Source organism: Streptomyces sp. NPDC107498, assembly GCF_055582805.1.
In genome coordinates, this window is record NZ_JBVJPE010000005.1 from 14186 (window position 1) to 37587 (window position 23402).

General features: G+C 72.1%; 25 protein-coding genes and 1 pseudogene. 13 read left to right on the top strand and 13 right to left on the bottom strand.

The genetic code is table 11. The features are described from left to right. Positions 1-91: 91 nt before the first annotated feature. On the bottom strand, positions 92-1672 hold the full coding sequence (locus ACZ66Z_RS10440) for an acyl-CoA mutase large subunit family protein (protein ID WP_469933584.1): 1581 nt from the start codon (positions 1670-1672) through the stop codon (positions 92-94). A 172-nt stretch (positions 1673-1844) separates the two neighbouring features. Here ACZ66Z_RS10440 and ACZ66Z_RS10445 point away from each other — a divergent pair, with 172 nt between their 5' ends. After that, the gene (locus ACZ66Z_RS10445; protein WP_469933585.1) at positions 1845-2678 is read left to right on the top strand and encodes a L,D-transpeptidase family protein; all 834 of its coding nucleotides are present in this window, start codon (positions 1845-1847) and stop codon (positions 2676-2678) included. A gap of 153 nt (positions 2679-2831) precedes the next feature. Here ACZ66Z_RS10445 and ACZ66Z_RS10450 read toward each other — a convergent pair whose 3' ends face one another. Together ACZ66Z_RS10450 and ACZ66Z_RS10455 are read right to left on the bottom strand one after the other, a co-directional pair. Next, positions 2832-3938 (bottom strand): hypothetical protein, encoded by a 1107-nt coding sequence (locus ACZ66Z_RS10450; RefSeq protein ID WP_469933586.1) that lies wholly within the window; start codon positions 3936-3938, stop codon positions 2832-2834. Next, positions 3938-4618, bottom strand: coding sequence for an RNA polymerase sigma factor (locus ACZ66Z_RS10455; protein WP_469933587.1), 681 nt, complete (start codon positions 4616-4618; stop codon positions 3938-3940). The genes ACZ66Z_RS10450 and ACZ66Z_RS10455 overlap by 1 nt, the downstream gene beginning before the upstream one ends. A gap of 391 nt (positions 4619-5009) precedes the next feature. On the opposite strand from ACZ66Z_RS10455, the gene ACZ66Z_RS10460 reads away from it, so the two are divergent. Then, a complete protein-coding gene (locus ACZ66Z_RS10460) occupies positions 5010-5747 on the top strand; it encodes a Clp protease N-terminal domain-containing protein (RefSeq protein ID WP_469933588.1) in 738 nt (245 codons plus the stop codon). Between the two features lie 7 nt (positions 5748-5754). Here the strand turns inward: ACZ66Z_RS10460 and ACZ66Z_RS10465 are convergent, their stop codons facing one another. The 5 genes from ACZ66Z_RS10465 to ACZ66Z_RS10485 all read right to left on the bottom strand — a co-directional run bounded on the left by ACZ66Z_RS10465 (position 5755) and on the right by ACZ66Z_RS10485 (position 9460). Next, on the bottom strand, positions 5755-6315 hold the full coding sequence (locus ACZ66Z_RS10465; RefSeq protein ID WP_469933589.1) for a hypothetical protein: 561 nt from the start codon (positions 6313-6315) through the stop codon (positions 5755-5757). Positions 6316-6381: 66 nt separating this feature from the next. Further along, complete coding sequence (locus tag ACZ66Z_RS10470; RefSeq protein WP_469933590.1) at positions 6382-7026, bottom strand: DUF4328 domain-containing protein; 645 nt, start codon at positions 7024-7026, stop codon at positions 6382-6384. 102 nt (positions 7027-7128) lie between these two features. Further along, entirely contained in the window at positions 7129-7428 is a 300-nt protein-coding gene (locus tag ACZ66Z_RS10475; protein ID WP_469933591.1) for a type II toxin-antitoxin system VapC family toxin, read from the bottom strand. A gap of 117 nt (positions 7429-7545) precedes the next feature. Further along, entirely contained in the window at positions 7546-7776 is a 231-nt protein-coding gene (locus ACZ66Z_RS10480; protein WP_469933592.1) for a FitA-like ribbon-helix-helix domain-containing protein, read from the bottom strand. Positions 7777-7822: 46 nt separating this feature from the next. Beyond that, complete coding sequence (locus ACZ66Z_RS10485) at positions 7823-9460, bottom strand: beta-N-acetylhexosaminidase (RefSeq protein ID WP_469933593.1); 1638 nt, start codon at positions 9458-9460, stop codon at positions 7823-7825. A 140-nt stretch (positions 9461-9600) separates the two neighbouring features. On the opposite strand from ACZ66Z_RS10485, the gene ACZ66Z_RS10490 reads away from it, so the two are divergent. The 6 genes from ACZ66Z_RS10490 to ACZ66Z_RS10515 all read left to right on the top strand — a co-directional run bounded on the left by ACZ66Z_RS10490 (position 9601) and on the right by ACZ66Z_RS10515 (position 14459). Then, positions 9601-10218, top strand: coding sequence for a 2-oxo-4-hydroxy-4-carboxy-5-ureidoimidazoline decarboxylase (locus ACZ66Z_RS10490; protein ID WP_469933594.1), 618 nt, complete (start codon positions 9601-9603; stop codon positions 10216-10218). Positions 10219-10410: 192 nt separating this feature from the next. Next, complete coding sequence (sdhC, locus tag ACZ66Z_RS10495) at positions 10411-10791, top strand: succinate dehydrogenase, cytochrome b556 subunit (protein WP_015035721.1); 381 nt, start codon at positions 10411-10413, stop codon at positions 10789-10791. An 8-nt stretch (positions 10792-10799) separates the two neighbouring features. Next, on the top strand, positions 10800-11276 hold the full coding sequence (locus ACZ66Z_RS10500) for a succinate dehydrogenase hydrophobic membrane anchor subunit (RefSeq protein WP_030687527.1): 477 nt from the start codon (positions 10800-10802) through the stop codon (positions 11274-11276). Between the two features lie 25 nt (positions 11277-11301). Further along, complete coding sequence (sdhA, locus tag ACZ66Z_RS10505) at positions 11302-13056, top strand: succinate dehydrogenase flavoprotein subunit (protein ID WP_469933595.1); 1755 nt, start codon at positions 11302-11304, stop codon at positions 13054-13056. Then, positions 13056-13814, top strand: a complete 759-nt coding sequence (locus ACZ66Z_RS10510) for a succinate dehydrogenase iron-sulfur subunit (RefSeq protein ID WP_030687532.1) — start codon at positions 13056-13058, stop codon at positions 13812-13814. Before sdhA ends, ACZ66Z_RS10510 begins: the two co-directional genes overlap by 1 nt. Positions 13815-13916: 102 nt before the next feature. Continuing rightward, positions 13917-14459, top strand: a complete 543-nt coding sequence (locus tag ACZ66Z_RS10515) for a hypothetical protein (protein WP_469933596.1) — start codon at positions 13917-13919, stop codon at positions 14457-14459. A gap of 58 nt (positions 14460-14517) precedes the next feature. On the opposite strand, the gene ACZ66Z_RS10520 is transcribed toward ACZ66Z_RS10515, so the two are convergent. Further along, a complete protein-coding gene (locus ACZ66Z_RS10520) occupies positions 14518-15108 on the bottom strand; it encodes a MarR family winged helix-turn-helix transcriptional regulator (protein WP_469933597.1) in 591 nt (196 codons plus the stop codon). A gap of 85 nt (positions 15109-15193) precedes the next feature. Here ACZ66Z_RS10520 and ACZ66Z_RS10525 point away from each other — a divergent pair, with 85 nt between their 5' ends. Next, positions 15194-16417, top strand: coding sequence for an MFS transporter (locus ACZ66Z_RS10525; RefSeq protein ID WP_469933598.1), 1224 nt, complete (start codon positions 15194-15196; stop codon positions 16415-16417). Between the two features lie 415 nt (positions 16418-16832). On the opposite strand, the pseudogene ACZ66Z_RS10530 reads toward ACZ66Z_RS10525, so the two are convergent. Continuing rightward, positions 16833-17030 (bottom strand): annotated as a pseudogene (locus ACZ66Z_RS10530) (alpha/beta fold hydrolase); the annotation flags it as partial. Positions 17031-17232: 202 nt separating this feature from the next. Between ACZ66Z_RS10530 and ACZ66Z_RS10535 the strand changes: the two are divergent. The 3 genes from ACZ66Z_RS10535 to ACZ66Z_RS10545 are packed head-to-tail and all read left to right on the top strand — an operon-like array spanning position 17233 to position 18855. After that, positions 17233-17667: a hypothetical protein gene (locus tag ACZ66Z_RS10535; protein WP_469933599.1), complete on the top strand. Its 435-nt coding sequence runs from the start codon at positions 17233-17235 to the stop codon at positions 17665-17667. Between the two features lie 5 nt (positions 17668-17672). Further along, complete coding sequence (locus tag ACZ66Z_RS10540; RefSeq protein WP_469933600.1) at positions 17673-18101, top strand: thiol-disulfide oxidoreductase DCC family protein; 429 nt, start codon at positions 17673-17675, stop codon at positions 18099-18101. A 10-nt stretch (positions 18102-18111) separates the two neighbouring features. Beyond that, positions 18112-18855: a TetR family transcriptional regulator gene (locus ACZ66Z_RS10545; protein WP_469933601.1), complete on the top strand. Its 744-nt coding sequence runs from the start codon at positions 18112-18114 to the stop codon at positions 18853-18855. Positions 18856-18861: 6 nt separating this feature from the next. Here ACZ66Z_RS10545 and ACZ66Z_RS10550 read toward each other — a convergent pair whose 3' ends face one another. Together ACZ66Z_RS10550 and ACZ66Z_RS10555 are read right to left on the bottom strand one after the other, a co-directional pair. Next, positions 18862-20415, bottom strand: a complete 1554-nt coding sequence (locus ACZ66Z_RS10550) for an ABC transporter substrate-binding protein (protein WP_469933602.1) — start codon at positions 20413-20415, stop codon at positions 18862-18864. 193 nt (positions 20416-20608) lie between these two features. Beyond that, entirely contained in the window at positions 20609-22105 is a 1497-nt protein-coding gene (locus tag ACZ66Z_RS10555; protein ID WP_469933603.1) for an SCO4848 family membrane protein, read from the bottom strand. Positions 22106-22203: 98 nt separating this feature from the next. On the opposite strand from ACZ66Z_RS10555, the gene ACZ66Z_RS10560 reads away from it, so the two are divergent. Beyond that, positions 22204-22440: an SCO4848 family membrane protein gene (locus tag ACZ66Z_RS10560; RefSeq protein WP_469933604.1), complete on the top strand. Its 237-nt coding sequence runs from the start codon at positions 22204-22206 to the stop codon at positions 22438-22440. 35 nt (positions 22441-22475) lie between these two features. On the opposite strand, the gene ACZ66Z_RS10565 is transcribed toward ACZ66Z_RS10560, so the two are convergent. Next, the gene (locus ACZ66Z_RS10565) at positions 22476-23147 is read right to left on the bottom strand and encodes a recombinase family protein (RefSeq protein WP_469933605.1); all 672 of its coding nucleotides are present in this window, start codon (positions 23145-23147) and stop codon (positions 22476-22478) included. Positions 23148-23402 lie beyond the last annotated feature (255 nt).

Here is a 23402-nt window from a genome sequence, read left to right on the forward strand (position 1 = left end):
CACCTCGTCCCGGCCGTCGGTGGACGCCGAGCGGCCCCGCTTCCCCGGACGGGAAGCGGGGCCGTCGCGTGGTTCCCGCGGGCGGAACCGACTAGAACGCGTCGGTCGGGACGTACGTGCCCCAGACCTCGCGAAGCGCGTCGCAGACCTCGCCGATCGTGGCCCGCGCCTTGAGGGCGTCCTTCATCGGGTGGAGGACGTTCTCCGTGCCCTCCGCCGCCTTCTTCAACTCGGCGAGCGCGGCGTCCACGGCCGCCCGGTCGCGCTCGGCGCGCAGCCGCGCGAGGCGCTCGGCCTGCCGGGCCTCGATGGCCGGGTCGACGCGGAGCGGCTCGTAGGGCTCCTCGACGTCGATCGCGTAGCGGTTGACGCCGACGACGACCCGCTCGCCGCTGTCGGTCTCCTGCGCGATCCGATAGGCCGAGCGCTCGATCTCGCCCTTCTGGAAGCCCCGCTCGATCGCGCTGACCGCGCCGCCCATCTCCTCGATCCGCTCCATCAGCTCCAGGGCCGCGGCCTCGACGTCGTCCGTCATCCTCTCGACGACGTAGGAGCCGGCGAAGGGGTCGACGGTGGCGGTGACGTCCGTCTCGTACGCCAGGACCTGCTGGGTGCGCAGCGCGAGGCGGGCGGACTTGTCGGTCGGGAGCGCGATGGCCTCGTCGAAGGAGTTGGTGTGCAGCGACTGCGTGCCGCCGAGGACGGCCGCGAGGCCCTGGACGGCGACGCGCACCAGGTTGACCTCGGGCTGCTGGGCGGTGAGCTGCACGCCGGCGGTCTGGGTGTGGAAGCGGAGCATCAGCGACTTGGGGTTCCTCGCGCCGAACTCCTCCCTCATCACCCGCGCCCAGATCCGGCGGGCGGCGCGGAACTTGGCGACCTCCTCCAGGAGCGTCGTGCGCGCCACGAAGAAGAAGGAGAGGCGGGGCGCGAAGTCGTCGACGTCCATGCCGGCGGCGACGGCGGTGCGGACGTACTCGATGCCGTCGGCGAGGGTGAACGCGATCTCCTGCGCGGGCGAGGCGCCGGCCTCGGCCATGTGGTAGCCGGAGATCGAGATGGTGTTCCACTTCGGGATCTCGGTCCGGCAGTACTTGAAGGTGTCCGCGATCAGCCGCAGCGAGGGCTTCGGCGGGAAGATGTACGTGCCGCGGGCGATGTACTCCTTGAGCACGTCGTTCTGGATCGTGCCGGTCAGCTCGTCCGCCGGGACGCCCTGCTCCTCGCCGACGAGCTGGTAGAGCAGGAGGAGGAGGGCGGCGGGGGCGTTGATGGTCATCGACGTGGAGACCCCGCCCAGCGGGATGCCGTCGAACAGGACCCGCATGTCGTCGATCGAGTCGACGGCGACGCCGACCTTCCCGACCTCGCCGTGCGCGATCGGGGCGTCGGAGTCGTGGCCCATCTGGGTCGGCAGGTCGAAGGCGACCGACAGGCCCGTGGTGCCGTTGGCGATGAGCCGCTTGTAGCGGGCGTTGGACTCCGCGGCGGTGCCGAAGCCGGCGTACTGCCGCATGGTCCAGGGCCGACCGGTGTACATCGAGGGGTAGACACCGCGCGTGAAGGGGTACGCGCCCGGCTCGCCCAGCTTCTCGGCGGGATCCCATCCCTCCAGGGCGTCCGGCCCGTAGACCGGCTCGATGGGCAGCCCCGACTCCGACTCGCGCGCCATGTCCCGTGCCTCCCGTAGACCTGTGGCCCGGGCCTGCCGTCCGGACCTGCCGTTCCTTCCTCACAGGATGCGCGGTTCGCCGCCCGGGCGCGCAACCGCACGCGCGCGGGAAGCATCCCTACGTACACACGACACACCTCGGGGGGCAATGATGAAGCGGTCTTCGGCCGTCATGCGCAGAGTGGTTCTGGCGGCGGCGGCGGTGGCACTCGCCGCCGGCTGCACGCCCGACGCGTCCGGTACGGGTACGGGCACGGGCACGGCTCCCGCGCCGAGCTCGGTCGCGCCCGGGACCACCGCGCCCGGCGCCGGCCCGACCTCCGCGCCCACCACGGACGACAAGCCGCCGTCCCCTTCCACCGGGGTGTCCGACCCCAAGCCCCTCATGGGCGACGGGGACGAGAACGAGCAGGTGCGCGAGCTCCAGGCGCGGCTGCGGCAGCTCGACTTCTTCGACCGGGCCCCCACCGGCTTCTACGGGACGATGACGGCGACCTCGGTCAGGGGGTTCCAGGCGCGCCGGACGCTGCCGGAGACGGGCACGGTCGACGCGACGACCTGGCGGCAGTTGCTCTCCGCCACCCGGAAGCCGACCGCCGACGAGCTGAAGCCGTCGACGACGAACGAGCTGGACGCCCCGGACCCGCGGTGCATGACCGGCCGGGTGCTGTGCATCAGCAAGGAGAGCCGGACCCTCGCCTGGATGGTCGACGGCAAGGTCGTCTCCTCGATGGACGTCCGCTTCGGCTCGGAGAACACGCCGACCCGCGAGGGCCTCTTCAAGGTCGAGTGGAAGGCGCGGGAGTGGACGTCGACGATCTACCACACGCCCATGCCGTACGCGATGTTCTTCAGCCGCGGCCAGGCCGTGCACTACTCGGCGGACTTCGCGGCCCGCGGCTACGCCGGGGCCTCGCACGGCTGCGTCAACGTCCGGGACCGGGCCAAGCTGTCCACCCTCTTCGACCAGGTGAAGGTCGGCGACAAGGTCGTCGTCCACTGGTAGGAGCCGCGGGAGAGGAAGGGGCGCGGGTGGGACCGGGGGAACGTGTCCCACCCGCGCCGGGTGCGCGGAGCCGTAGGTACGGGGGGAACCCCGGCTCTCTGCGCGGCCGATGACCAGTCGGCACTTCTTACTGCGCCGACGGGTCGAGAAGTGTTACACCCCGAGCGGAAGACGTGCTCCGGCGGTGATTCCCGCGGGCAGCGCGGCGGTGGCTCCGGCGTCGAGACGGACGCCTCCGTTCTGGTTCCCGGTGCCGCCGTGCCGGTCTCCGTTTCCGCCGGCGTTCGCGGAGCCGCCGCCGGATCCGCCCTTGGACCCGTCCTTCGGGCCGGTCTTGCGGTCGCCGTCGGAGGTGTCGTCGGAGTCGTCCTTGCCGTCGCCCTTGGAGTCGTCCTTGCCGGAGTCCTGGCCCCCGTCCTCGGGGGTGCCGTCGTCGCCGGAGAGGAGCCGGTCGCAGTAGACGCGCAGGGTGTCGCCGTTGCGCAGGGTGTTCAGGAGGTGCTGCCGGCCGGCGGTGTCGAGCTTGCCCGTCCGGTACTGCCGGCAGGCCTGGAGGGCCTTCTGGCGGGCGTTCGCCGAGCCGGTCCCGGCCGTGTCGCCGCCACCGGACGTCCTGCCCGGCGTCGGGGTGCCGGGGGCCGGGGTGGCCGTGCCGCGTCCGTCGGGGGCGCGGGGGGTGGGGGCGGTGGACCCGGAGTCGGCCGAGGGGGACGAGCCGGGCGTGGGGTCGCCGCCGTCGCCCGGTTCCGTCGGGGGCGTCTCGGGGTCCTGGCGTATGCCGGGTTCCTCGGAGACGAGCGGGTCCGCCGTCTCCTCCGCCGTGACGGAGCTCGCGGGCGCGGGGCCGACCAGCGGCAGCACGCCCGTGCCGGCGGCGACGGCGACGCCGCCGACCGTGACGGCGGCGACCGCGGCGGCCAGCCCGTACCGTACGGAACGTCCCCAGCGGCGCGCCGGGGCGGTCGCGGGCGCGAGTCGGATCCGGCCGATCTCGCCGGTGGTGGCGGGGCCCGCGGACGCGGACACGGCGGCCGCGGCCCGCTCGGCGGCGGCCTTGCGGAAGGCGGCGAGCGCCGCCGCCTCGCCCGGAAGTTCGGTGCGCGCGGCCGGCGGGACGGCCGGGACGCGGGCCGTGCCCAGGGCCTCGGCGAGGCGCTGGGCCTCGGCGCGCGCACGGTCGTCGACGGCCTCGACCGGCTCGCCGCGGAGCAGCCGCTCCGCGGCCTCCTGATCGAGCCACTGGTACCGCTCGTCGGCCATCACATGTCCTTCTGCGTACGCGGACGTGATTGCGTCACACCGCCGGGGGCCACGGGCCCCGGTACGCGGCCGCGTTGCGGAGGGACGCCGTCCAGGGGGACGACGGTTCCCGCGCCGTCGCCCTGCCCGCCGTCGGCCCCGAGGAGCTCGGCGAGCTTCTTGAGGCCCCGGTGCGCGGCGGTGCGCACGGCGCCGGGGCGTTTCCCCAGCGTGTCGGCGGCGCTCTTGGCGTCGAGGCCGACGACGACGCGCAGGACGACGGCCTCGGCCTGGTCCTGCGGGAGCTGGGCGATCAGCTGCATGGTGTCGCCGGTGGAGAGGGCCTCCAGGGCCTCTCCGGCCGTGTCGGAGTCGGCGGGCTTGTCGGTGAGTTCGGTCTCGTCGGCGCCCGCGGCGGGGCGGCGGCCGCGCATCCGGACGTGGTCGAGGGCGCGGTTGCGCGCGATCCGGGCCGCCCAGCCGCGGAACCGGTCCGCGTCGCCGTCGAAGCGGTCGAGGTCGCGGGCTATCTGGAGCCAGGCCTCGGAGGCGACGTCCTCGGCGTCCGTGTCGCCGACCAGCGTGCGTATGTAGCCGAGCAACCGGGGGTGCACGGCGCGGTACACAGTACGGAAGGCGTCCTCGTCCCCGTCCTGCGCAGCGAGCACCGCGGCCGTCAGCTCCGCGTCGTCCCCCAGCACTCCCCTAAACCCTGTTCGTCGGCAGCGTGGTCGCGCCCCGCGTCATCGCGGCTGGTCATCACCGCCACGCAGGCTCGCGCACCTGCACGCTACGTGGTGTCGCGGTGTCCCGTCCACGCGGTCCGGGGTCTTTGTGCAACTTGCAACCTCTGGGCGGCCGAGAGGGTGTGACAGAAACCGCATGCCCGGCGCTGATAGGAGTACGGAGCCGTGCTGCGGCTCCGTGGACGACGACCGGGGCCTCTCCTGTGGGGGGTGGCGGCCCCGGTCGTCTCCCTTTTCTCGCTCCTTCTCACTCTTTCTCGCGACCTTTCGCCTCCCGGGGCGCAGTACACCCTTCGAGTGTCAACCGACCGTTGACAGTGGAGAGGTGTCAACCTAAGGTTGCCTCATGACGAATCCAGTCGGCCCGAAGATCCCCGTCCGTCTCGACGAACTCATCGAAGCCATCAAGAAGGTCCATCCGGATTCCCTGGAGCAGCTCTCCAGCGCGGTCATCGCGGCGGACCACCTCGGCGACGTCGCCGACCACCTCATCGGCCACTTCGTGGACCAGGCCCGGCGCTCCGGCGCCTCCTGGACCGACATCGGCCGCAGCATGGGCGTCACCCGCCAGGCGGCCCAGAAGCGCTTCGTCCCCAAGGAGCCCGACGCGGAGAAGATGGACCCGAACTCCGGGTTCAGCCGCTTCACCCCGCGCGCCCGCACGGTGGTCGTGGCCTCGCAGGAGGAGGCCCGGGCGGCCGCCAACGCGCAGGTCACGACCGGTCACCTCGCCCTGGGCCTGCTCGCCGAGCCCGAGTCGCTCGCCATGCGGTGGCTGACCGGGCACGGCGTGACGGAGGAGGCGGTGCGCAACGCGGTGACCCCGACGCTGCCGCCGCGGACCGAGGAGGTCCCGGCCCTGATCCCGTTCGACGCGAACACGAAGAAGGTCCTGGAGCTGACGTTCCGCGAGGCCCTGCGCCTCGGCCACGACTACGTCGGCACCGAGCACATCCTGCTGGCCCTCCTGGAGCACGAGGACGGACAGGGCGTGCTGAGCGGGCTCGGCCTGGACAAGGCCGCGGCGGAACGGGAGATCGCCGAGGCGATCGCCTCGGTCGTGGTCCAGGCGCCGGAGGCCTGACCGCCGGTCAGGCGGTGCGGGCCCGGCGGGAGACCACCGCGCGCAGCACGCGGCCGCCCTCGACGGAGAGTTCACGCGCCCGGCGCAGACCGGTCGGGCCGTGGGCGGCCGTTTCGAGGACGGCCAGCTGGCGGCGGAGCTCCCCGGCGAGCAGCGGGCCCGCGCCGTCCGCGTCCCCGGCCCGGCAGCGCTCGACGAGCCCGTCGGGCGCTCCGGCCGCGTCGTACCGCCCGTGCAGGGCGAGCGCCGCGACGGAGCAGTCGCCGGCCCAGACGCGCAGGGCCCCGGCGGTCCAGGCCACCGGGGCTTCCGCGAGCATGCGGCGTACGGCCTCGGCGTCCTCCGCGCCGTCGACGTCGAGGTCGACGCGGGCCTTGGCGACGGCCTCGCCCCACGCGCCCCCGTCGCCGCGCGCGACGGCCGCCCACACGGGGCGCAGGGCGTCGGCCCGGTCGGGGGCGAGCAGCGGCAGACAGCGGTCGAGGCAGGCGAGCCCGGCCGCGGCCAGCCCTCGCTCGTCGGCCCCGTCGATCAGTTCCAGCAGGCTCCGGCCGTTCCCCGACGTCATGGACGCCTCCTCGCCACCCGATGCGGACGCAGTACTTCCACTACTGCGCCGGGGGGCGCTTTTTCGTCACTGCGCGGCCGGAATCATGCCAGTGGCCTTGGCGTGCTGCATAGAGGTCAGTCGCCGGACGACGAGGATCGCGAGGACGGCGGCGACGATGTTGACGCCGTAGCTCGCAAGGGCCCAGGCGGCGGCGGTGTCGTAGGCCTCCGGCGTCTCGGCACGCTTGTACATCTGCGCGCCGACCCTGCCCACGACCCAGTCGGCGATCCAGAACACCCACCAGGCGTTCAGGAGGGTCAGCTCCCCGGGACCGTCGGCGCCATACGGCTGCCGGCGACTGGCCCGCCAGATGTCGACGGCGATCACCCGCGGGATCCAGAGGTTGCCGATCGGGACGAACCAGCCGCCGATGGCCCAGCCGGGCTTCCGGCCCTGCAGATCAGCGGCCCAGACCTCGGCGTTCTTCCGCAGTCGGTGGAACCAGATGATGAAGACGACGACGGTCGCCGTGAAGACCATGACCTGCAGGTTGTGGGCCGCGTTCAGATCGACCGGACCGAACACGGCCGGATCGAAGGTGTAGGGCATCGCGTCGGCCATCAGCCAGCGGGCCTCGATCAGACCGAGCAGGACGTCGAAGAAGATGTTTCCGGCCAGCAGGGCCACGACGGCCCTCGCGAGGCCGCTCGGATTCTTGAGCGTGAGCAACGGGTTCCCCCCAGGAACGTGCGGCGACCGCTCGGCCGCCGCCGGGGGAACGTACGCGATCCGGACCGATCGCGTCCACGACGAAAATGGAGGTGGCGGACCTTACGCCTCCCCGTGCGTCTTCTCGCCGAACACCTCGACCCGGCACGTGGCCCGAGTGGCCCGGGCGCCGTCCCCGATCCGGCCGTCGCCCGTCACCAGCGGCACGTCGTAGCCCTCGGCGAGGGCGACGCACAGCGCGTCGTACGGAGTGAGGTTCGCGTACGGCTCACGCACGCGCGGAAGCAGGAGCAGGTGCTCCGGCCTGCGCAGCGGGAGTTCGGCGAACGCCGTACAGGCATCGTCCGGCTCCCGGTCGGTCGGCTTGCCGCCGCGATGCCTTCCCAGGAGCGCGGACGTCACCTCGCCGTCCACGAGGTGCGGGGCGAGCAGACGCCCCCCTCCCCCGTCTCCTCAGCGCCGTACCGACCGGCCCCGCGTCGGACTGCAGCACGACCGACGCACCGGCGTCGACGACGATCACTCGCGGCGCCTTCCCCGGTCGATCTCGTCGAGCACGTCCTCCGTGGTGAGCCGCGCCGTCACCCGGCCCTGGATCCGGTCGAGCACGTCCTCCAGCGACGGCGTCGCGGCCTCCTGCTCCAGCAGGGTCCGCGCGTACGCCTGCAGGGACCGCCGCTTGCGGGCGGCCCGTATCTTCAGCTCGGTCAGCGCTTCCTCGGACGGGTCTCGCGCGTAGAGAGTGGCCATGCGACAGCAGTAGTCGCACCGCCGGCGATCTGCTAGCGACTTCCGATCAGCCCACCGTCGACGCCAGCGCCCTGAACTGCGCCCAGGTCAGCGCCGGGGGCCTCGGGTCCCAGACCTTCTGGGCGAGGGCCGCCATCGGGAGGCGGATGCCGGCCGCCACCTGGGCCTGCGTCTGGGCCCGTGACAGGTCGCACCAGACCGCGAGCCGGCCACCGAGGATCTGGGGGTCGTACTTCGCCGGGACCGGGGTGGAACCGCGCAGGACGCGGGGGGTCCACTGCTCGTAGATCCGGCGGCCGGTGGGGTACGGGAAATCGTTGGGCTCGCCCAGGATGTAGTAGAGGTAGTCGTCGTTGAGGTTGACCAGCTTGCGACCCTCGCTCAGGTAGGAGACGGGCAGCCGGGCGCCGATCTCGCGGCCCGTCCAGTACTCGACCTGCAGGTCCTTGTCCGGGCCCACCACCCCGCCGGTGAAGAAGCCGTCGTTCCAGGCCTTGAGGGTCTTGCCGGTGGGGCGGACGACGGCCGCGCGGTCGTTGAGCCAGCCGGTGGCGAGGTCCTGGACGCGGCCGGAGGGCCCGTACTTCGCGACCGCGGCCCGCGCCAGCTTCGGGTAGCTCGCCTCGGGGTCCTTGGACATCAGGGCGACGTACTCGTCGCCGCCGAGGTGCCAGTACGCCCCGGGGAAGAGCCCGGTGTACTCGCGCAGCAGCTCGTCGACGATCTTCGCCGCGTCCGGGTTCGCGATGTCGACGGTCCCGCGCGGGGTCCGGCCGCTCGCGCTGACGAGCTGGAGCCCGGGGTGGGCGGCGATGACCGCGCCGAGGTGCCCCGGGGAGTCGATCTCGGGGATCACCGTGACGTGGCGGCTCGCCGCGAGGGCGAGGATCCGGCGGACCTCGGCCTTGGTGAGGTGCTCGGCCGAGACGACCTCGGGGTGGCTGGAGGACTCGATCCGGAAGCCCTGGTCGTCGGAGAAGTGCAGCCCGAGCTGGTTGAGCTTCAGGTCGCTCATCTCGCGGATGCGGTCCTCGATCCAGGCGGCGGTGAAGTGCTTGCGGGCGATGTCGAGCATGAGTCCGCGCTGCGGTTTCGCGGGCCGGTCGGTGACGGTCCCCTCGGGCACGGCGCCGGTGGCCTTCACCGACTGCTTGAGGGTGCGGGTGCCGTAGAAGACCCCGGCCTCGTCGGGGCCGGCGATCCGGGCGCGGCCGCCCGTGACCGTCAGGGTGTACGACTCGGGGGCGCCCGTCCCGCCGAGGGCCAGTTCGACGTCCCCGGGCCCGGCCGCGGCGGCGCCCCGGTACGGGATGCCGAGCTCCCCGGCGAGCAGCCGCCCCTCGTCGGCGAGGGCCCCGCTGTTCGCGGCGAGGACGACCCCGCCGGTGGGCGCGGGCTTCCAGCCGGGGCCGCGGGCGGCCTCGTGGGCGCGGACGGCGGGGACGGTGCGGGGCGCGGTGGAGAGGGGGTGGGTCTTCGTGGGGGTGGGCGCGGGCGGCGTCGGCGTGGGGCTGGGAGGCGGCGCGGCGCTCGTGGGTGCGGCGCTCGCGGACGCGCCCGTGGCGGACGGGCCGGAGGGCGGACCTGACGGAGAACCGTTCGAACAGGCCGCCACGGCGGCCAGCGCCACCGCGGTCGCCAGGAGGGCGGGGCCCGGGCGGGGCCCTCGTGGGGAATACCGCATCACTCGGAATCCTCCCGCAAGGACGGCGGTCCGACCAGTCGACGGAGCGGAGGCCGATCGTCCGTCATCTGTTCCGAAACTCTCCCTTCCGGGTGAAAATCGCGCATCCGTCGGACACTTCCCCCATCCCGTCGATAACGTTGCGTCACGCCCACCCCATCCGTCCCGGAGCACCGGAGTCCACGCTGACCAGCGACACCCACGCCCCCTGCCGGAAGCCGGGCTCCGTGGACACCCCCGGCATACCCGCCCAGCAGACCCCCTCACGGCACACCGGCGGTCTCGTCGGATTCAACGCGGCCGCGCCCGCCGAGGCGGTGACCCTGCTGCTCTCCTGCTGCCGCAGCACGCGCTGGGCCGAACGGGTGGCGGCGCACCGCCCGTACCCGACCGCGGACGCCCTCCTCGCCGCCGCCGACGAGGCCGGGTACGACCTCTCCCGCGCCGATCTCGACGAGGCCCTGGCCGCCGAGTCCTCCGCGCCGCCCCACCCGGACGCCCCGCCCGCCGCCCGGACGGCGCTGCGGGCCGCCCACGCCGCGTACGAGAGCAGATTCGGACACGCGTTCGTGATCAGCCTCGACGGAGTCCGCCCCGAGGAGCGCCTCGACCAGTTACTGGCCGGTATCCGGTCACGTCTCGGCAACGAAGCGGAGGAGGAGCGGGTGGTCGCCGCCGAGGAGCTCCGCCGGCTCGCCCGCGCCCGACTGGCCTTCCGACTGGCCGAAGGGCTCACACCGCGACACTCCGGGCCGTGATGTCGTCCGTAATGCGGCGATTCGGGTCTGTGCGATAGCCCGTCCGTGCCTGTTTGATCACACCGATGGACCCCGGGCGAGCGAACCGACGAGTCGTCGCTACGATGACCGGGGCCGGTGGACCGTACCCGGCCGGGTCAGACCGACAGAGAAGCCGGCCGACCCCGATCCCCGCTCCCGGAGGGTTTTTCCGTGCCGGCTGGAACGCTGTACCGCGGCCGGGAAGGAATGTGGAGCTGGGTGGCTCATCGAGTCACCGGCGTCCTCATCTTCTTCTTCCTGTTCGTACACGTGCTGGACACCGCTCTCGTCCGCGTCTCCCCCGAGGCGTACGACGAGGTCGTCGCGACCTACAAGACGCCGATCGTCGCTCTTCTGGAGTACGGCCTGGTCGCCGCCATCCTCTTCCACGCGCTGAACGGCCTCCGGGTCATCGCCGTGGACTTCTGGTCCAAGGGCCCGCGCTACCAGAAGCAGATGCTCTGGACCGTCGTGGGCATCTGGGTCGTGCTGATGGCGGGCTCCCTTTACCCCGTCCTCGGCCACGCCGCACGTGAACTGTTCGGGAGCTGACGCCAGACATGTCGACTGACACCACCTCCGCGATCGGACCCGTCGAGGGCGGCCCGCGCTACGACGTGGACAACCCCGCGCCGTACATCGAGGCCCCCCGCAAGCGCACGGGCAGGACCCCGCGCGCGACCCGGGGCAACTTCGAGATGGCCGCGTGGCTCTTCATGCGCCTCTCCGGCGTGGTCCTCGTCGTCCTGGTCCTCGGCCACCTGCTGATCCAGCTCTTCCTGGACGGCGGCGTCAGCAAGGTCGGCTTCGCCTTCGTGGCCGGCCGCTGGGCCTCCCCGTTCTGGCAGGTCTGGGACCTGCTGATGCTCTGGCTCGCCATGCTGCACGGCGCCAACGGCCTCCGCACGGTCATCAACGACTACGCGGAGCGGGCCAACACGCGCCTGTGGCTCAAGGGCCTGCTGTACACCGCCACGGTGTTCACCATCCTTCTGGGCACGCTGGTGATCTTCACCTTCGACCCGAACATCCGCTAGGCACGGGGCTGAGGTAATCCACGTCATGAAGATCCACAAGTACGACACCGTCATCGTCGGCGCCGGCGGCGCCGGCATGCGCGCCGCCATCGAGGCGACGAAGCGCAGCCGCACCGCCGTGCTGACGAAGCTCTACCCCACCCGCTCCCACACGGGCGCCGCGCAGGGCGGCATGGCCGCCGCGCTGGCGAACGTGGAGGAGGACAACTGGGAGTGGCACACCTTCGACACGGTCAAGGGCGGTGACTACCTGGTCGACCAGGACGCCGCCGAGATCCTGGCGAAGGAGGCCATCGACGCCGTCCTCGACCTGGAGAAGATGGGCCTGCCGTTCAACCGCACCCCGAACGGCACCATCGACCAGCGCCGCTTCGGCGGTCACTCCCGCAACCACGGCGAGGCCCCGGTCCGCCGGTCCTGCTACGCCGCGGACCGCACCGGCCACATGATCCTCCAGACGCTGTACCAGAACTGCGTCAAGGAGGGCGTGGAGTTCTTCAACGAGTTCTACGTCCTGGACCAGCTGATCACCGAGGTCGACGGTGTGAAGCACTCCGCGGGCGTCGTCGCCTACGAGCTGGCCACCGGCGAGATCCACATCTTCCAGGCGAAGGCCGTGATCTACGCCTCCGGCGGCACCGGCAAGTTCTTCAAGGTGACCTCCAACGCGCACACCCTGACCGGTGACGGCCAGGCCGCCTGCTACCGCCGCGGCCTGCCCCTGGAGGACATGGAGTTCTTCCAGTTCCACCCGACGGGCATCTGGCGCATGGGCATCCTGCTGACGGAGGGCGCCCGCGGTGAGGGCGGCATCCTCCGCAACAAGGACGGCGAGCGCTTCATGGAGAAGTACGCGCCGGTCATGAAGGACCTCGCGTCCCGTGACGTCGTCTCCCGCTCCATCTACACGGAGATCCGCGAGGGCCGCGGCTGCGGTCCCGAGGGCGACCACGTCTACCTGGACCTGACGCACCTCCCGCCGGAGCAGCTCGACGCCAAGCTCCCGGACATCACCGAGTTCGCCCGTACGTACCTCGGCATCGAGCCGTACACGGACCCGATCCCGATCCAGCCCACCGCGCACTACGCCATGGGCGGCATCCCGACCAACGTCGAGGGTGAGGTCCTCTCGGACAACACCACCGTCGTCCCGGGCCTGTACGCGGCCGGCGAGGTCGCCTGTGTCTCCGTGCACGGCGCCAACCGTCTGGGCACCAACTCGCTGCTCGACATCAACGTCTTCGGCAAGCGCTCCGGCATCGCCGCCGCCGAGTACTCCGCCAAGGCCGACTTCGTCGAGCTGCCGGAGGCCCCCGAGGCGTTCGTCGTCGCGCAGATCGAGAGGCTCCGCAACTCCACGGGCAACGAGCGGGTCGCCGACCTGCGCCGTGAGCTCCAGGAGACGATGGACGCCAACGTGATGGTGTTCCGCACGGAGCAGACCATCAAGACGGCCGTCGAGAAGATCGCCGAACTGCGCGAGCGCTACGCGAACGTGTCCATCCAGGACAAGGGCAAGCGCTTCAACACCGACCTCCTGGAGGCCATCGAGCTGGGCAACCTGCTCGAACTGGCCGAGGTCATGGCCGTCTCGGCCCTGGCGCGCAAGGAGTCCCGCGGCGGTCACTACCGCGAGGACTACCCGAACCGCGACGACGTCAACTTCATGCGCCACACCATGGCGTACCGCGAGGTCGGCGAGGACGGCTCCGAGACCGTCCGTCTCGACTACAAGCCGGTCGTCCAGACCCGCTACCAGCCGATGGAGCGTAAGTACTGATGGCTACCCCCGTACTGGACAAGGTGGAGAAGGACTCCGCCGCCTCCCCGTACATCACGGTCACGATGCGGATCCGCCGCTTCAACCCCGAGGTGTCGGACGCCGCGGTCTGGGAGGACTTCCAGATCGAGATCGACCCGAAGGAGCGCGTGCTCGACGCCCTCCACAAGATCAAGTGGGACGTCGACGGCACGCTGACCTTCCGTCGCTCGTGCGCGCACGGCATCTGCGGCTCGGACGCGATGCGGATCAACGGCAAGAACAGGCTCGCCTGCAAGACGCTGATCAAGGACATCAACCCCGAGAAGCCGATCACGGTCGAGGCCATCAAGGGCCTGACGGTCCTGAAGGACCTGGTCGTGGACATGGAGCCGTTCTTCCAGGCGTACCGGGACGTCATGCCGTTCCTGGTCACCAAGGGGAACGAGCCGACGCGCGAGCGCCTGCAGTCCGCCGAGGACCGCGAGCGCTTCGACGACACCACCAAGTGCATCCTGTGCGCCGCGTGCACGTCGTCCTGCCCGGTCTTCTGGAACGACGGCCAGTACTTCGGTCCGGCCGCGATCGTCAACGCGCACCGCTTCATCTTCGACTCGCGTGACGAGGCGGGCGAGCAGCGCCTGGAGATCCTGAACGACAAGGACGGCGTGTGGCGCTGCCGCACGACGTTCAACTGCACGGACGCGTGCCCGCGTGGCATCGAGGTCACGAAGGCCATCCAGGAAGTGAAGCGCGCGCTGATCACGCGTCGCTTCTGACACCGGCGCGGCGGGAGAGCCCGCTTCTGTACGCTGCGGCGTGCAGAAGCGGGCTTTTCCCTTGCACGCGGGCTTTTCCATCGCACAGAGAATCGGGGACAGATGAGCGAGCCGAACCCTTACGCGGACGGTGAGTACAAGTGGGGGCCGGGGCAGCAGGGCGGGGCGCCCGGGGGCCCGGCGTACGGATACCCGCAGGACGCGACGCCCGGGTACGGGTACCCGCAGGCGACGCCCGCCTACCAGCCGACCCTGCCGGGCGGCGTGCCGGTGCCGCCGCAGCACGCGCCGATGGGCGGCGGCGCGCCGCTGCTGAGCCTCGGTGACATCACCGTGATCGGTGACCAGATCGTCACGCCGGCCGGCAACATGCCCCTCAAGGGCGCCGTGTGGAACGCGATGGACATGTCGCGGACCGAGGAGAAGATGCCCACCGTGGCGATCGTCCTCGCGGTGATCTTCTTCCTCTTCTGTCTGCTCGGCCTGCTGTTCCTGCTGATGAAGGAGAAGACCACGACGGGCTTCATCCAGGTCACGGTGACCAGCGGCGGCCGCCACCACTCGACGATGATCCCGGCGACGGGCCCGGACACCATCCACTGGGTGATGGGGCAGCTCAACTACGCGCGCTCGCTGAGCGTGTGACCCCCTTCGTCCTGTAGGGGGCCGTCCCCGAGTGCGGAGCGGGCGCCGACGGGGGCGCTCAGGCGTGCCAGGAGTGGGTGGGGCCGCCCGCCTCCGCCTCGACCATGACGCGGCGCAGCATGCCGTTGAGCAGGCCGCGTTCCTCGGGGGTGAGGACGCCGAGGAGCCGCTCCTCCTCGTGGCCGAGGACGTCCATCGCGCCGAGCCAGGTCTCGCGGCCGGAGGCGGTGAGTTCGACGACGACCCGGCGGCGGTCGGTCGTGGACTGGGTGCGGCGAACGAAACCGCGCTTCTCCAGGGCGTCGAGGCGCCCGGAGACGGAGGCGGGGGCCAGGTCGAGGTCCTGGGCGAGTTCGGAGGGGGCGGCGGTGCCGCCGCGCCCCGCGAGCTTGTGGAGGGTGTCGAACTCGTGGCGTTCCAGGTCGAAGTCGACGAGGGACTGCTCCCTGACCCGGCGCAGATGGACGGAGAGTTTCTTCATCCGGGTGACCGCGCCTTCGACGACGGGGTCGAGGCCGGGCAGGACGGGCTGCCAGCGGTCGACGTGCTCGTCGGTCCAGTCGCGTGGTTCGCGGGGTTCACGGGCTTCGCGGTGTTCGAGCGGTGCGTGTGGTTCGCGGGGGGCACGCGGTTCCTCGGGGTGCGCCATGGGGTGATCGTACGTCGGCGGGGCGCCGTTCTCCCGGGAAGTATTTCGTTGACGAATTATTCGGCAGCGAAATACCCTGCGGCCCATGCCCGTCGCCCCCGTGCGCACCGACGCACCCCCACCCGTCCCCCACCCCCTGCGCACCCGCTCCTTCCGCCTCCTCTTCACGGGCCGCGCCCTCTCCCTCCTCGGGGACGCCGCCATTCCCGCCGCCCTCGCCCTCGCCGTCCTGGAGGCCACCGGCTCCACCTCGGCACTCGCCCTGGTCCTCGGCTGCGCGATGGTCCCCAAGCTGCTCCTGCTGCCGCTGGGAGGCGTCGTCGGCGACCGCTTCGACGCCCGTGCGGTCGCGCTCACCACGGACCTCGTACGCTGCGCCACCCAGCTCCTCGTCGGCGTCCAGCTGCTCGGCGGCTCCCCCGGCCTCGCCGTCCTCGCGGTCGCCGAGGCCCTCGGCGGCGCCGCCGGAGCCTTCGCCATGCCGACCGGCTCACCGCTCGTGAAGGGCACGGTGCCCGAGGAGGGCCTGCACCGGGCCAACGCGGCGATGGGCGTCGCCCAGAGCGCCACCCGCCTCGCGGGCCCCGCGCTCGCCGGCACCCTGGTCCTGACCGTCGGCGCCGGCTGGGCGTTCGTCCTGGACGCGGCCACCTTCGCCGTCAGCGCCCTGCTCCTGGCCGCCGTCCGGGTGAAGCGGGTCCCGATCCCGCGCCGTTCGCTCCGCGCCGACCTCGCCGAGGGCTGGCAGGAGGTCCGCTCCCGGGACTGGTACTGGGCCAGCCTCATCGGCCACAGCGCCTGGAACGGCGCCGCGGCCGTCCTGATGACCCTCGGCCCCGCCATCGCCGTGGAGCGGCTCGGCGGCGGCACCACCTGGGTCGTCCTCCTCCAGGTCGGCGCCGTCGGCTTCCTCCTCGGGACGCTGCTCGCCGACCGGATCCACCCCCGGCGCCCGGTCCTGACCGCGAACCTCGGCCTCGCCACGTACGCGCTGCCGCTGGTGCTGCTCGCCCTCGCCGCGCCCGCGCCGGTGACGATCGCGGCGTACGGGCTGGCACAGGCGGGGCTCGGCTTCCTCTCCCCCGTCTGGGAGACCGCCGTCCAGCGCGCGGTGCCCGCCCACGCGCTCGCCCGGGTCACCTCGTACGACTGGCTGCTCTCGCTCGCCGCGATGCCCCTGGGGTACGCCCTCGCCCCGCTCGCCGCCGCGACCTGGGGTCCGCGGGCACCGCTCCTGGTCGCCGCGGTGGTGGTGGGCGGGTGCTGCGCGGGGACGGCACTGGTGCCGGGGGTGAGGCGGTTCGCCTAGGACCTCCGGCCGCGATCCGCCGGACGGGTCTCAGGAGGCCTCCGGCCGGTGGGGCTCGTCCGCGAGGAAGGCGACGAGCAGGCGGGCGGTCTCCTCCGGGCGCTCCGGGGCGGGGACCAGGATCCGGGCGAGGTCGTCGTGGGTGACCTCGGGAGCGACGGGGTGGTGTTCCTCGGGGGCGGCGAGCCGGAGGCCGAAGGCGCGCCGCCGTCCCTCCCGGACGAGGGCGCGGGCGGCCTCCCCGGCCCCGGGGCCGAGCCAGGTGTCGACGTTGAGCTCGACGGCCGCGTCGAGGTCCCCGCTTCGTGGAGCGCGTCCCCGCGGGCCCCCGGGCGCGCAGCTCGTCGCTCGGCGCCGTGCCGGGGACGCCGGAGGCGAGCAGGGCGGGCGCGGAGACGCGTCCGGGGTGGCGGGCGGCGAGTTCGAGGGCGACCCGGCCGCCGGAGGAGGAGCCGACGACGGCGCGCTCGGCGCCGAGGTGGTCGAGGAGCTCGCGCACGTCCTCGGCGTGGGCGTGCGGGGCGTCGACGGGGCTGTCGCCGAAGCCGCGGAGGTCGCAGCGGACGCCCCGGTGTCCCGCTTCGGCGAGCGCGGGGAACCGCCCGTCCCCCATCCGGCGGTCGCAGAGCCCGGAGTGCAGTAGGAGGACGGTCGAGGGGCCGGTGCCGGCCAGGTCATGAGGGGGCGTCACCCGCCCGACCCCAAGCGGCGGGAAACGGCCGGACCACCCCTCCGCCCCAGGACTTGAACACGTTCAAGAAGGGGTCTACAGTCATGACCGCCAGCTTTTGAACGCGTTCAAGGGAGGGTGGGGCATGGACCTCACTGTCGTCGCGTACATCGTCTACCTGCTGATCGGCGTGGCCCTCACCATCTGGGTCGCCCGCACGCTCAGCCGCAACGGAAGGATCTTCCTCTCCGACGTCCTGCACGGGAACGAGAAGCTCGCGGACGCCGTCAACCACCTCCTGGTGGTCGGCTTCTACCTCGTCAACTTCGGCTTCGTCGCCCTCTACCTGAGCCAGGACGCCGCCGTCGTCGACGCCCGGGCCCTCTTCGAGGCCCTCTCCGTCAAGCTCGGAGTGGTCCTGCTCGTCCTCGGCGTGATGCACCTCGGAAACGTCTACGTGCTCAACAAGATCCGCCGCCGCGGGGTCATGGAGCGCGAACAGGTCCCGCCGGTCGGCCCCCAGGGCTGGACCACGACGCCCAAGAGCGGCCCCTGGGCCCCGCCCGCGCCCCAGGGCTGACCGCGATGTCGGCCCCCACGACCCCCGTGGGACGTCTGACCGTGCTGTACGACGCCGACTGCCCGCTCTGCGTGCACCTCAGGCACTGGCTGATGCGCCAGCGGCAGCTCGTCCCGCTCGACTTCGTACCGGCCGGCTCGCAGCAGGCACGGCGCCTCTTCCCGGCCCTCGACCACACCGCCACCCTGCGGGAGATCACCGTGATCGGGGACCGGGGCCAGGTCTACCGCGAGACCTCCGCCTGGATCGTCTGCCTCTGGGCCCTGGCCGACCACCGGCCCAGGGCCCACTGGCTGGCGACCCCCGCCGGACGGCCCTTCGCCCGGGTGACCGTCCTGGCGGCCGCGAGGTGGCGCGAGGCCCTCAAGGGGCCGGCACGGGAGGACGGGCCCTGCGGGGACGGGCGCTGCGAGGCGCCCGGTCCGCCCCGTTAGGCTCGGCTCCGTGACGGAAGAGAAGAAGGCCCCCAAGAGCGAGCAGACCCGCACGCTCATCCTCGAAACCGCGCTCCGGCTGTTCAGGGAGCGCGGTTACGACAAGACGACGATGCGGGCCATCGCCCAGGAGGCCGGGGTCTCCGTCGGCAACGCGTACTACTACTTCTCCTCCAAGGAGCACCTCGTCCAGGGCTTCTACGACCGGATCGCCGAGGAGCACCAGGCGGCCGTCGAGCCCATCCTGGCCGGCCCCGAGAAGGACCTGACCGCCCGGATCCGCGGCGTCTACCTCGGCTGGCTCGACATCGCGGAGCCGTACCACGAGTTCGCGGCCCAGTTCTTCAAGAACGCCGCCGACCCCGACAGCCCGCTCAGCCCCTTCTCCCCCGAGTCGGAGGGCCCGCGCGAGGCGGCGATCGAGGTGCACCGGCGGGTCATCTCCGGCGCCTCGGTCAAGGTCGACCCGGAACTGAGGGAAGCGCTCCCGCGGTTGCTCTGGCTCCAGCAGATGGGGCTGGTGCTGTTCTGGGTGTACGACCGCTCGGAGGGCGCGGCGAACAGCCGGCGCCTGGTGGAGCGCCTCGCGCCGGTCACCGCCCGCGCGATCTCGCTCTCCCGCTTCCGGATCCTGCGCCCGCTGGTCAAGGAGACGCACGAACTGCTCACCGACTTCATGCCGACGGCGGCCGGGATGGCGGCCTCGGGCAAGCCCGGGAAGCGGACGGCCCCGAAGCCGCAGGACGCCCCCTAGGGCCCGTCAGATCCAGTTGAGTTCCCACAGGCGCCAGATGCCCGTGCCGTCCGAGAGGTACTGGGAGCCGGTGACCGCCTCCGTGGAGAGGACGTAGTCCTTCTTCTGCCACAGCGGGACGAGCGGCACGTCGACGGCGACCTCGTTCTGGATCTCCTTGAAGTCGTTCGTCGCCCGGCCCCGGTCGCCGAACTGCTGCGTCGAGGCGATCAGGCGGTCGATCCGCTTGCTGGAGAAGCCGTTGTGCAGGGTGTTCTCGGTGCCGACGAGCGGGGCGGTGAAGCTGTCGGAGTCGGGGAAGTCGGGGAGCCAGCCGACGGGGTAGGCGTCGTAACCGCCCTTCGCGTACCCCTTCTGGAAGCTCTTCCAGTCGACTTCGAGGACCTTCACGTCGAAGAGGCCGGTCTCGTCCAGCTGCCGCCTGATCTCGGCGGCCTCGGCGACGTAGGTGGCGTCCTTGCGGACGCCGAGGGTGAACGCCACCGGCGTCTTGATCCCGGCGTCCCTCAGGAGCTCCCGGGCCTTCTTCCGGCTCGGCTCCGGATAGACGTCGAAGAAGGCGGTGCTGTGGCCGACGAAGCCCTGCGGGATGAGGGAGTAGAGCGGCTCGACCGTGCCCTTGTAGGCGCCCTCGGTGATCGCCGGGCGGTCGAGGACCGCGGCGACGGCCTGCCGTACGGCCCTGTCCGCCATGGGCGAGCCGGGCCGGACGTTGAAGTTCAGGTTGCGGATCTCGGCGCTCTCCGCCTCGGTGATCCGGGTCCCGTCCTCGCCCTCCAGGGTCGCGAGGAAGTTCGGCGGGAGCTGCCGGTGCGTCACCTGGACCTCCTTCGCCTTCCAGGCGTCGGCGAGGCCCTCGGACTGGGCGAAGTACTTCACCAGGACCGTGTGACCGGTCCTGGTGACGGCGCCCTTGTACCTCGGGTTGGGCTCCAGGCGCGCGGACTCGCCCTCCTTGTACTCCTTGAGGACGTACGGGCCCGAGCCGTCGACCGTGGAGTCCTTCCGCAGCCTGTCGGCCGGGTAGCGGTCCTTGTCCACGATCGAACCGGCGCCCGTGGCCACCTTCAGCGGGAACGTGGCGTCGCGGCCGCTCAGGTGGAAGGTGACGGTGCGGCCCTCGGCCGAGACGTTCCTCAGGGTCGGGAAGAGCGGCTGCGGGCCGACGTCGGTCTTGATGCGCAGCATGCGCTCGAAGGAGTACGCGACGTCCTCGGCGGTGATCCTGCGCCCACTGGCGAAGGTGAGGTCGTCGCGGAGCGTGCACCGGTAGGTGGTGAGCTCGGCGCCCATGAACTTGCAGCTCTCGGCGGCGTCCGGGACCGGCTGGGTGAGGCCCGGCTTGAAGGTCAGCAGCGACTGGAAGACGTTGCTGTACATCGCCCAGGAGCCGGCGTCGTAGGCGCCGGCCGGGTCGAGCGAAGTGACCTCGTCGGTCGTGCCGACGGTGATCGGATCGGTCCGGACGCCGTCGGAGGGCAGGAGGCGCCAGCCCCCTGCTCCGGCGGCCACCAGTACTCCACAAGTGAGGAGGATCCGCAGACGGACCGTCGACCGCATTGCCGTGCTTCCTTTTTTCGGTGCCGCCCCGGATGCGACGGCCCCCGGAAAAACGTCGCGATGGCTGCATCCCATCACACGGTCTTCACATGCGGAAGGGGCGACTTTCACATGCCGGGCATATGTCCGGGATGTGCGCATTCAAGTCGACGAGCAGCACGTACCGGGCTCGGCGCGGGAAGTGACGCGCCGGTCAGGCCTGCTTCGAGGCGAGTTCGACGACCGTGATGTCGGAGGGCGCCCCGACCCGGACCGGAGGCCCCCAGGCACCCGCGCCCCGCGAGACGTACAGCTGCGTGTCCCCGTACCGCTCCAGGCCGGCGACGGTCGGGTTGGCGAGCTCGGCGAGGTAGTTGCCGGGCCAGAGCTGGCCGCCGTGGGTGTGCCCGGAGAGCTGGAGGTCCACGCCGTGGCGCACGGCGTCGTGGACGACGACCGGCTGGTGCGCGAGGAGCACCGCGGCGCGGGCCCGGTCGCGGTCGCCGAGGGCCCGCGCGAAGTCGGGGCCCTGCCCCTCGCTCTCCCCCGCGACGTCGTCGACGCCGGCGAGGTCGAAGCCGGCCGGGACCTCCACGCGCGCGTTGCGCAACGGACGCAGGCCGAGCTCGCGGACGTGGTCGACCCAGGCGTCGGCGCCCGAGAAGTACTCGTGGTTGCCGGTCACGAAGAAGGAGCCGTGCCGGGCCCGGAGCCGGGCGAGCGGCTCGGCGGCCGGGCCGAGGTTCTGGACGGTCCCGTCGACGAGGTCGCCGACGACCGCGATCAGGTCGGGCTGGGTGGCGTTGATCGTGTCCACGATGCGCCGGGTGTGGGCGCGGCCCAGGATCGGCCCGAGGTGGATGTCGGACACGACGGCGATCCGGTAACCGTGCGCGGCGCGCGGGATCTTGGCCAGCGGCACGGTGACCCGCTTGACCCGGGGCCCGCGCAGCACGCCGTACGTCCCGTACCCGACGGTCCCGACGGCGACGGCGGCCGCGGAACCCCCGACGACCCGGGAGACGAACAGCCGCCGGGAGGGATCCGCCCCCTGCGGTCCCCCCGCGGGCACGGGCGGGGGCTCCGGGAGCTCGGCGGCGGGTACGCCCTCCGGGAGCTCGGCCGCGGGCACGGGCTCCGCCGGGACGTCCGCGGGCACGGGTTCCGCCGGGGCGTCGGCGGCGGCACGGCGCTCCGTCCAGGCGCGCAGGAGCGGCCGGACGGCCTCGCCGACGACCAGGGCCAGGACCAGGTACAGGAGCACGGCGAGCCAGAGGAAGCCCGGCCAGGCGACCGCCTGCTGGAGCCGGAAGGGCGCGCCCGCCCGCGAGGAGACCAGGGCCGCGAGCGAGAGCAGCGGGAGGGCCACGACGACGGCCGTGCCGAGCCGGCGCGCGAGGCTCCCGGCCACCGTGACGTCGCGCACGAGACGCCGCCACACGTACCAGTGGACCGCCCCGAGCAGCGCGAGCACCACGACCAGGACCAGCAGAAAGACGACGACCACGCCCCCGGGACCCCTCTTCCAGGCGTCCGCGCGGCGCGCGGCGCGCACCCCACGCAACCCGATCACACCGATCACCGTCCCCAGGACGAAGGACGTGACGGCGAGCAGCAGATGAACCCGGAAGCAGGCCGTCGGGTCGCCCGCGTCGTCGAGGGCGAGGCCGCTCCCGTCGTTCCCCGGGTTTCTGACGAAAGTGATCCACAAGCAGCCGACCACCAGCGTACAGAGACCCAGCCGCAAGATCGGGGCAGGCCCGTTCGATACTGGCAGGGCACGGCCACCCCACTCCGGAGGACACCCCCATGAAGCTCAGCCGCCGCGTCTCCTGGTTCCTGCTCGCGTTCGGCGTCTGGTCCTGGGTGATCTGGGTGACCTTCGCGAAGAACCTCTGGAAGGACGGGAGCGGCCTCGCCTTCGACGACGCGGGCGACCCGACGCCGTACTTCTGGGTCCACCTGCTGCTGGCCGTCACGTCGTTCATCCTGGGGACGGCAGTCGGCGTGATCGGGTTGCGCGGGGTGCGCGCCAGCAAGAAGTAAGGCCCCGTCCACGGGGTCGCTCTCCACGACGGCGCTCAGCTTGTCGCACGCCTCGGCGCTGGTGGGCCGGTCAGCGGCCGAGCGGCTGGCGTCTCCTCGTCGTCTTCGCGGTCCTCATCCGTCCCGAGGTGCCGCCAGTGGAGCGTCACGCGTTCCTCGATCGCGAGGTACTTGCGGGACTCCGGGCCCCGGCCGGGGCCGACGGAGACGCCGGAGAGGAAGAGGTCCAGGAACTCGCGCCGCTCGCACACGCCCCACGCCGCCCGAGGGGAGCCGGCGCCCAAGGGGTCCTCGCCCGGTTCGAACCAGTCCGAGGGAACCCGGATCGCTGCCGTGGCCTGCTCGTCCAGTTCTCCCGACCTGACCGTGCACCGGTCCTCGAAGGTCCGGTACTGCGTCATCGCCGCGCGCCACGCGGCCGGCTCGCCCCGCCCACGGTAGAGCCCCGCCTTGCGATCGGCCTGAAGTTCGGCGATGGACTTCCTGACGTGTTCGAGATGCGCCCCGGTCCCGCGCTTCTCGTCCTCGGCTCCGCGCAGGCGCTCCGCCTTGATGTCGCCGTCCTGCTTCGCGAGTGCCGCGACCAGCGCGAAGATCGCGGCGCCGATCGGGTTCGACGTGTCGGGAAACGGTTCGAGGACCGAGACGAAGCGGACTCCGTACTCCTTGAACTCCTTGTCGATCTCGCCCGCGCGGACAGCGGACATGAGGTCTTCGAATCCGGGCGGATGGCGTGTGGATCCCCACCGGGCCGACCGACGTCTTTGAAGGCGTGAACGACCTCCCGCCCTCGGCTCGCCGCCAACGCCTCGCCGACTGCCGTCTGCGCTTCGGACGAGTCGGGGCGCGCCGTGGACTGTCGGGCGTGGACGGCCGCCCGCACCGTGTGCGGTTGCTCGGCTCCCACGGCGAAACGAAGGGGGCCGAGGTCTCTCACCTGATCTTCTCTGTCATTGAAGCCG

Coding starts and splice junctions, on each gene's coding strand:
- ACZ66Z_RS10440 (WP_469933584.1), bottom strand. CDS start 1,672: ATGGCGCGCGAGTCGGAGTCGGGGCTGCCCATCGAGCCGGTCTACGGG.
- ACZ66Z_RS10445 (WP_469933585.1), top strand. CDS start 1,845: ATGCGCAGAGTGGTTCTGGCGGCGGCGGCGGTGGCACTCGCCGCCGGC.
- ACZ66Z_RS10450 (WP_469933586.1), bottom strand. CDS start 3,938: ATGGCCGACGAGCGGTACCAGTGGCTCGATCAGGAGGCCGCGGAGCGG.
- ACZ66Z_RS10460 (WP_469933588.1), top strand. CDS start 5,010: ATGACGAATCCAGTCGGCCCGAAGATCCCCGTCCGTCTCGACGAACTC.
- ACZ66Z_RS10465 (WP_469933589.1), bottom strand. CDS start 6,315: ATGACGTCGGGGAACGGCCGGAGCCTGCTGGAACTGATCGACGGGGCC.
- ACZ66Z_RS10480 (WP_469933592.1), bottom strand. CDS start 7,776: ATGGCCACTCTCTACGCGCGAGACCCGTCCGAGGAAGCGCTGACCGAG.
- ACZ66Z_RS10485 (WP_469933593.1), bottom strand. CDS start 9,460: ATGCGGTATTCCCCACGAGGGCCCCGCCCGGGCCCCGCCCTCCTGGCG.
- ACZ66Z_RS10500 (WP_030687527.1), top strand. CDS start 10,800: ATGTCGACTGACACCACCTCCGCGATCGGACCCGTCGAGGGCGGCCCG.
- sdhA (WP_469933595.1), top strand. CDS start 11,302: ATGAAGATCCACAAGTACGACACCGTCATCGTCGGCGCCGGCGGCGCC.
- ACZ66Z_RS10510 (WP_030687532.1), top strand. CDS start 13,056: ATGGCTACCCCCGTACTGGACAAGGTGGAGAAGGACTCCGCCGCCTCC.
- ACZ66Z_RS10515 (WP_469933596.1), top strand. CDS start 13,917: ATGAGCGAGCCGAACCCTTACGCGGACGGTGAGTACAAGTGGGGGCCG.
- ACZ66Z_RS10520 (WP_469933597.1), bottom strand. CDS start 15,108: ATGGCGCACCCCGAGGAACCGCGTGCCCCCCGCGAACCACACGCACCG.
- ACZ66Z_RS10525 (WP_469933598.1), top strand. CDS start 15,194: ATGCCCGTCGCCCCCGTGCGCACCGACGCACCCCCACCCGTCCCCCAC.
- ACZ66Z_RS10535 (WP_469933599.1), top strand. CDS start 17,233: ATGGACCTCACTGTCGTCGCGTACATCGTCTACCTGCTGATCGGCGTG.
- ACZ66Z_RS10540 (WP_469933600.1), top strand. CDS start 17,673: ATGTCGGCCCCCACGACCCCCGTGGGACGTCTGACCGTGCTGTACGAC.
- ACZ66Z_RS10550 (WP_469933602.1), bottom strand. CDS start 20,415: ATGCGGTCGACGGTCCGTCTGCGGATCCTCCTCACTTGTGGAGTACTG.
- ACZ66Z_RS10560 (WP_469933604.1), top strand. CDS start 22,204: ATGAAGCTCAGCCGCCGCGTCTCCTGGTTCCTGCTCGCGTTCGGCGTC.
- ACZ66Z_RS10565 (WP_469933605.1), bottom strand. CDS start 23,147: ATGTCCGCTGTCCGCGCGGGCGAGATCGACAAGGAGTTCAAGGAGTAC.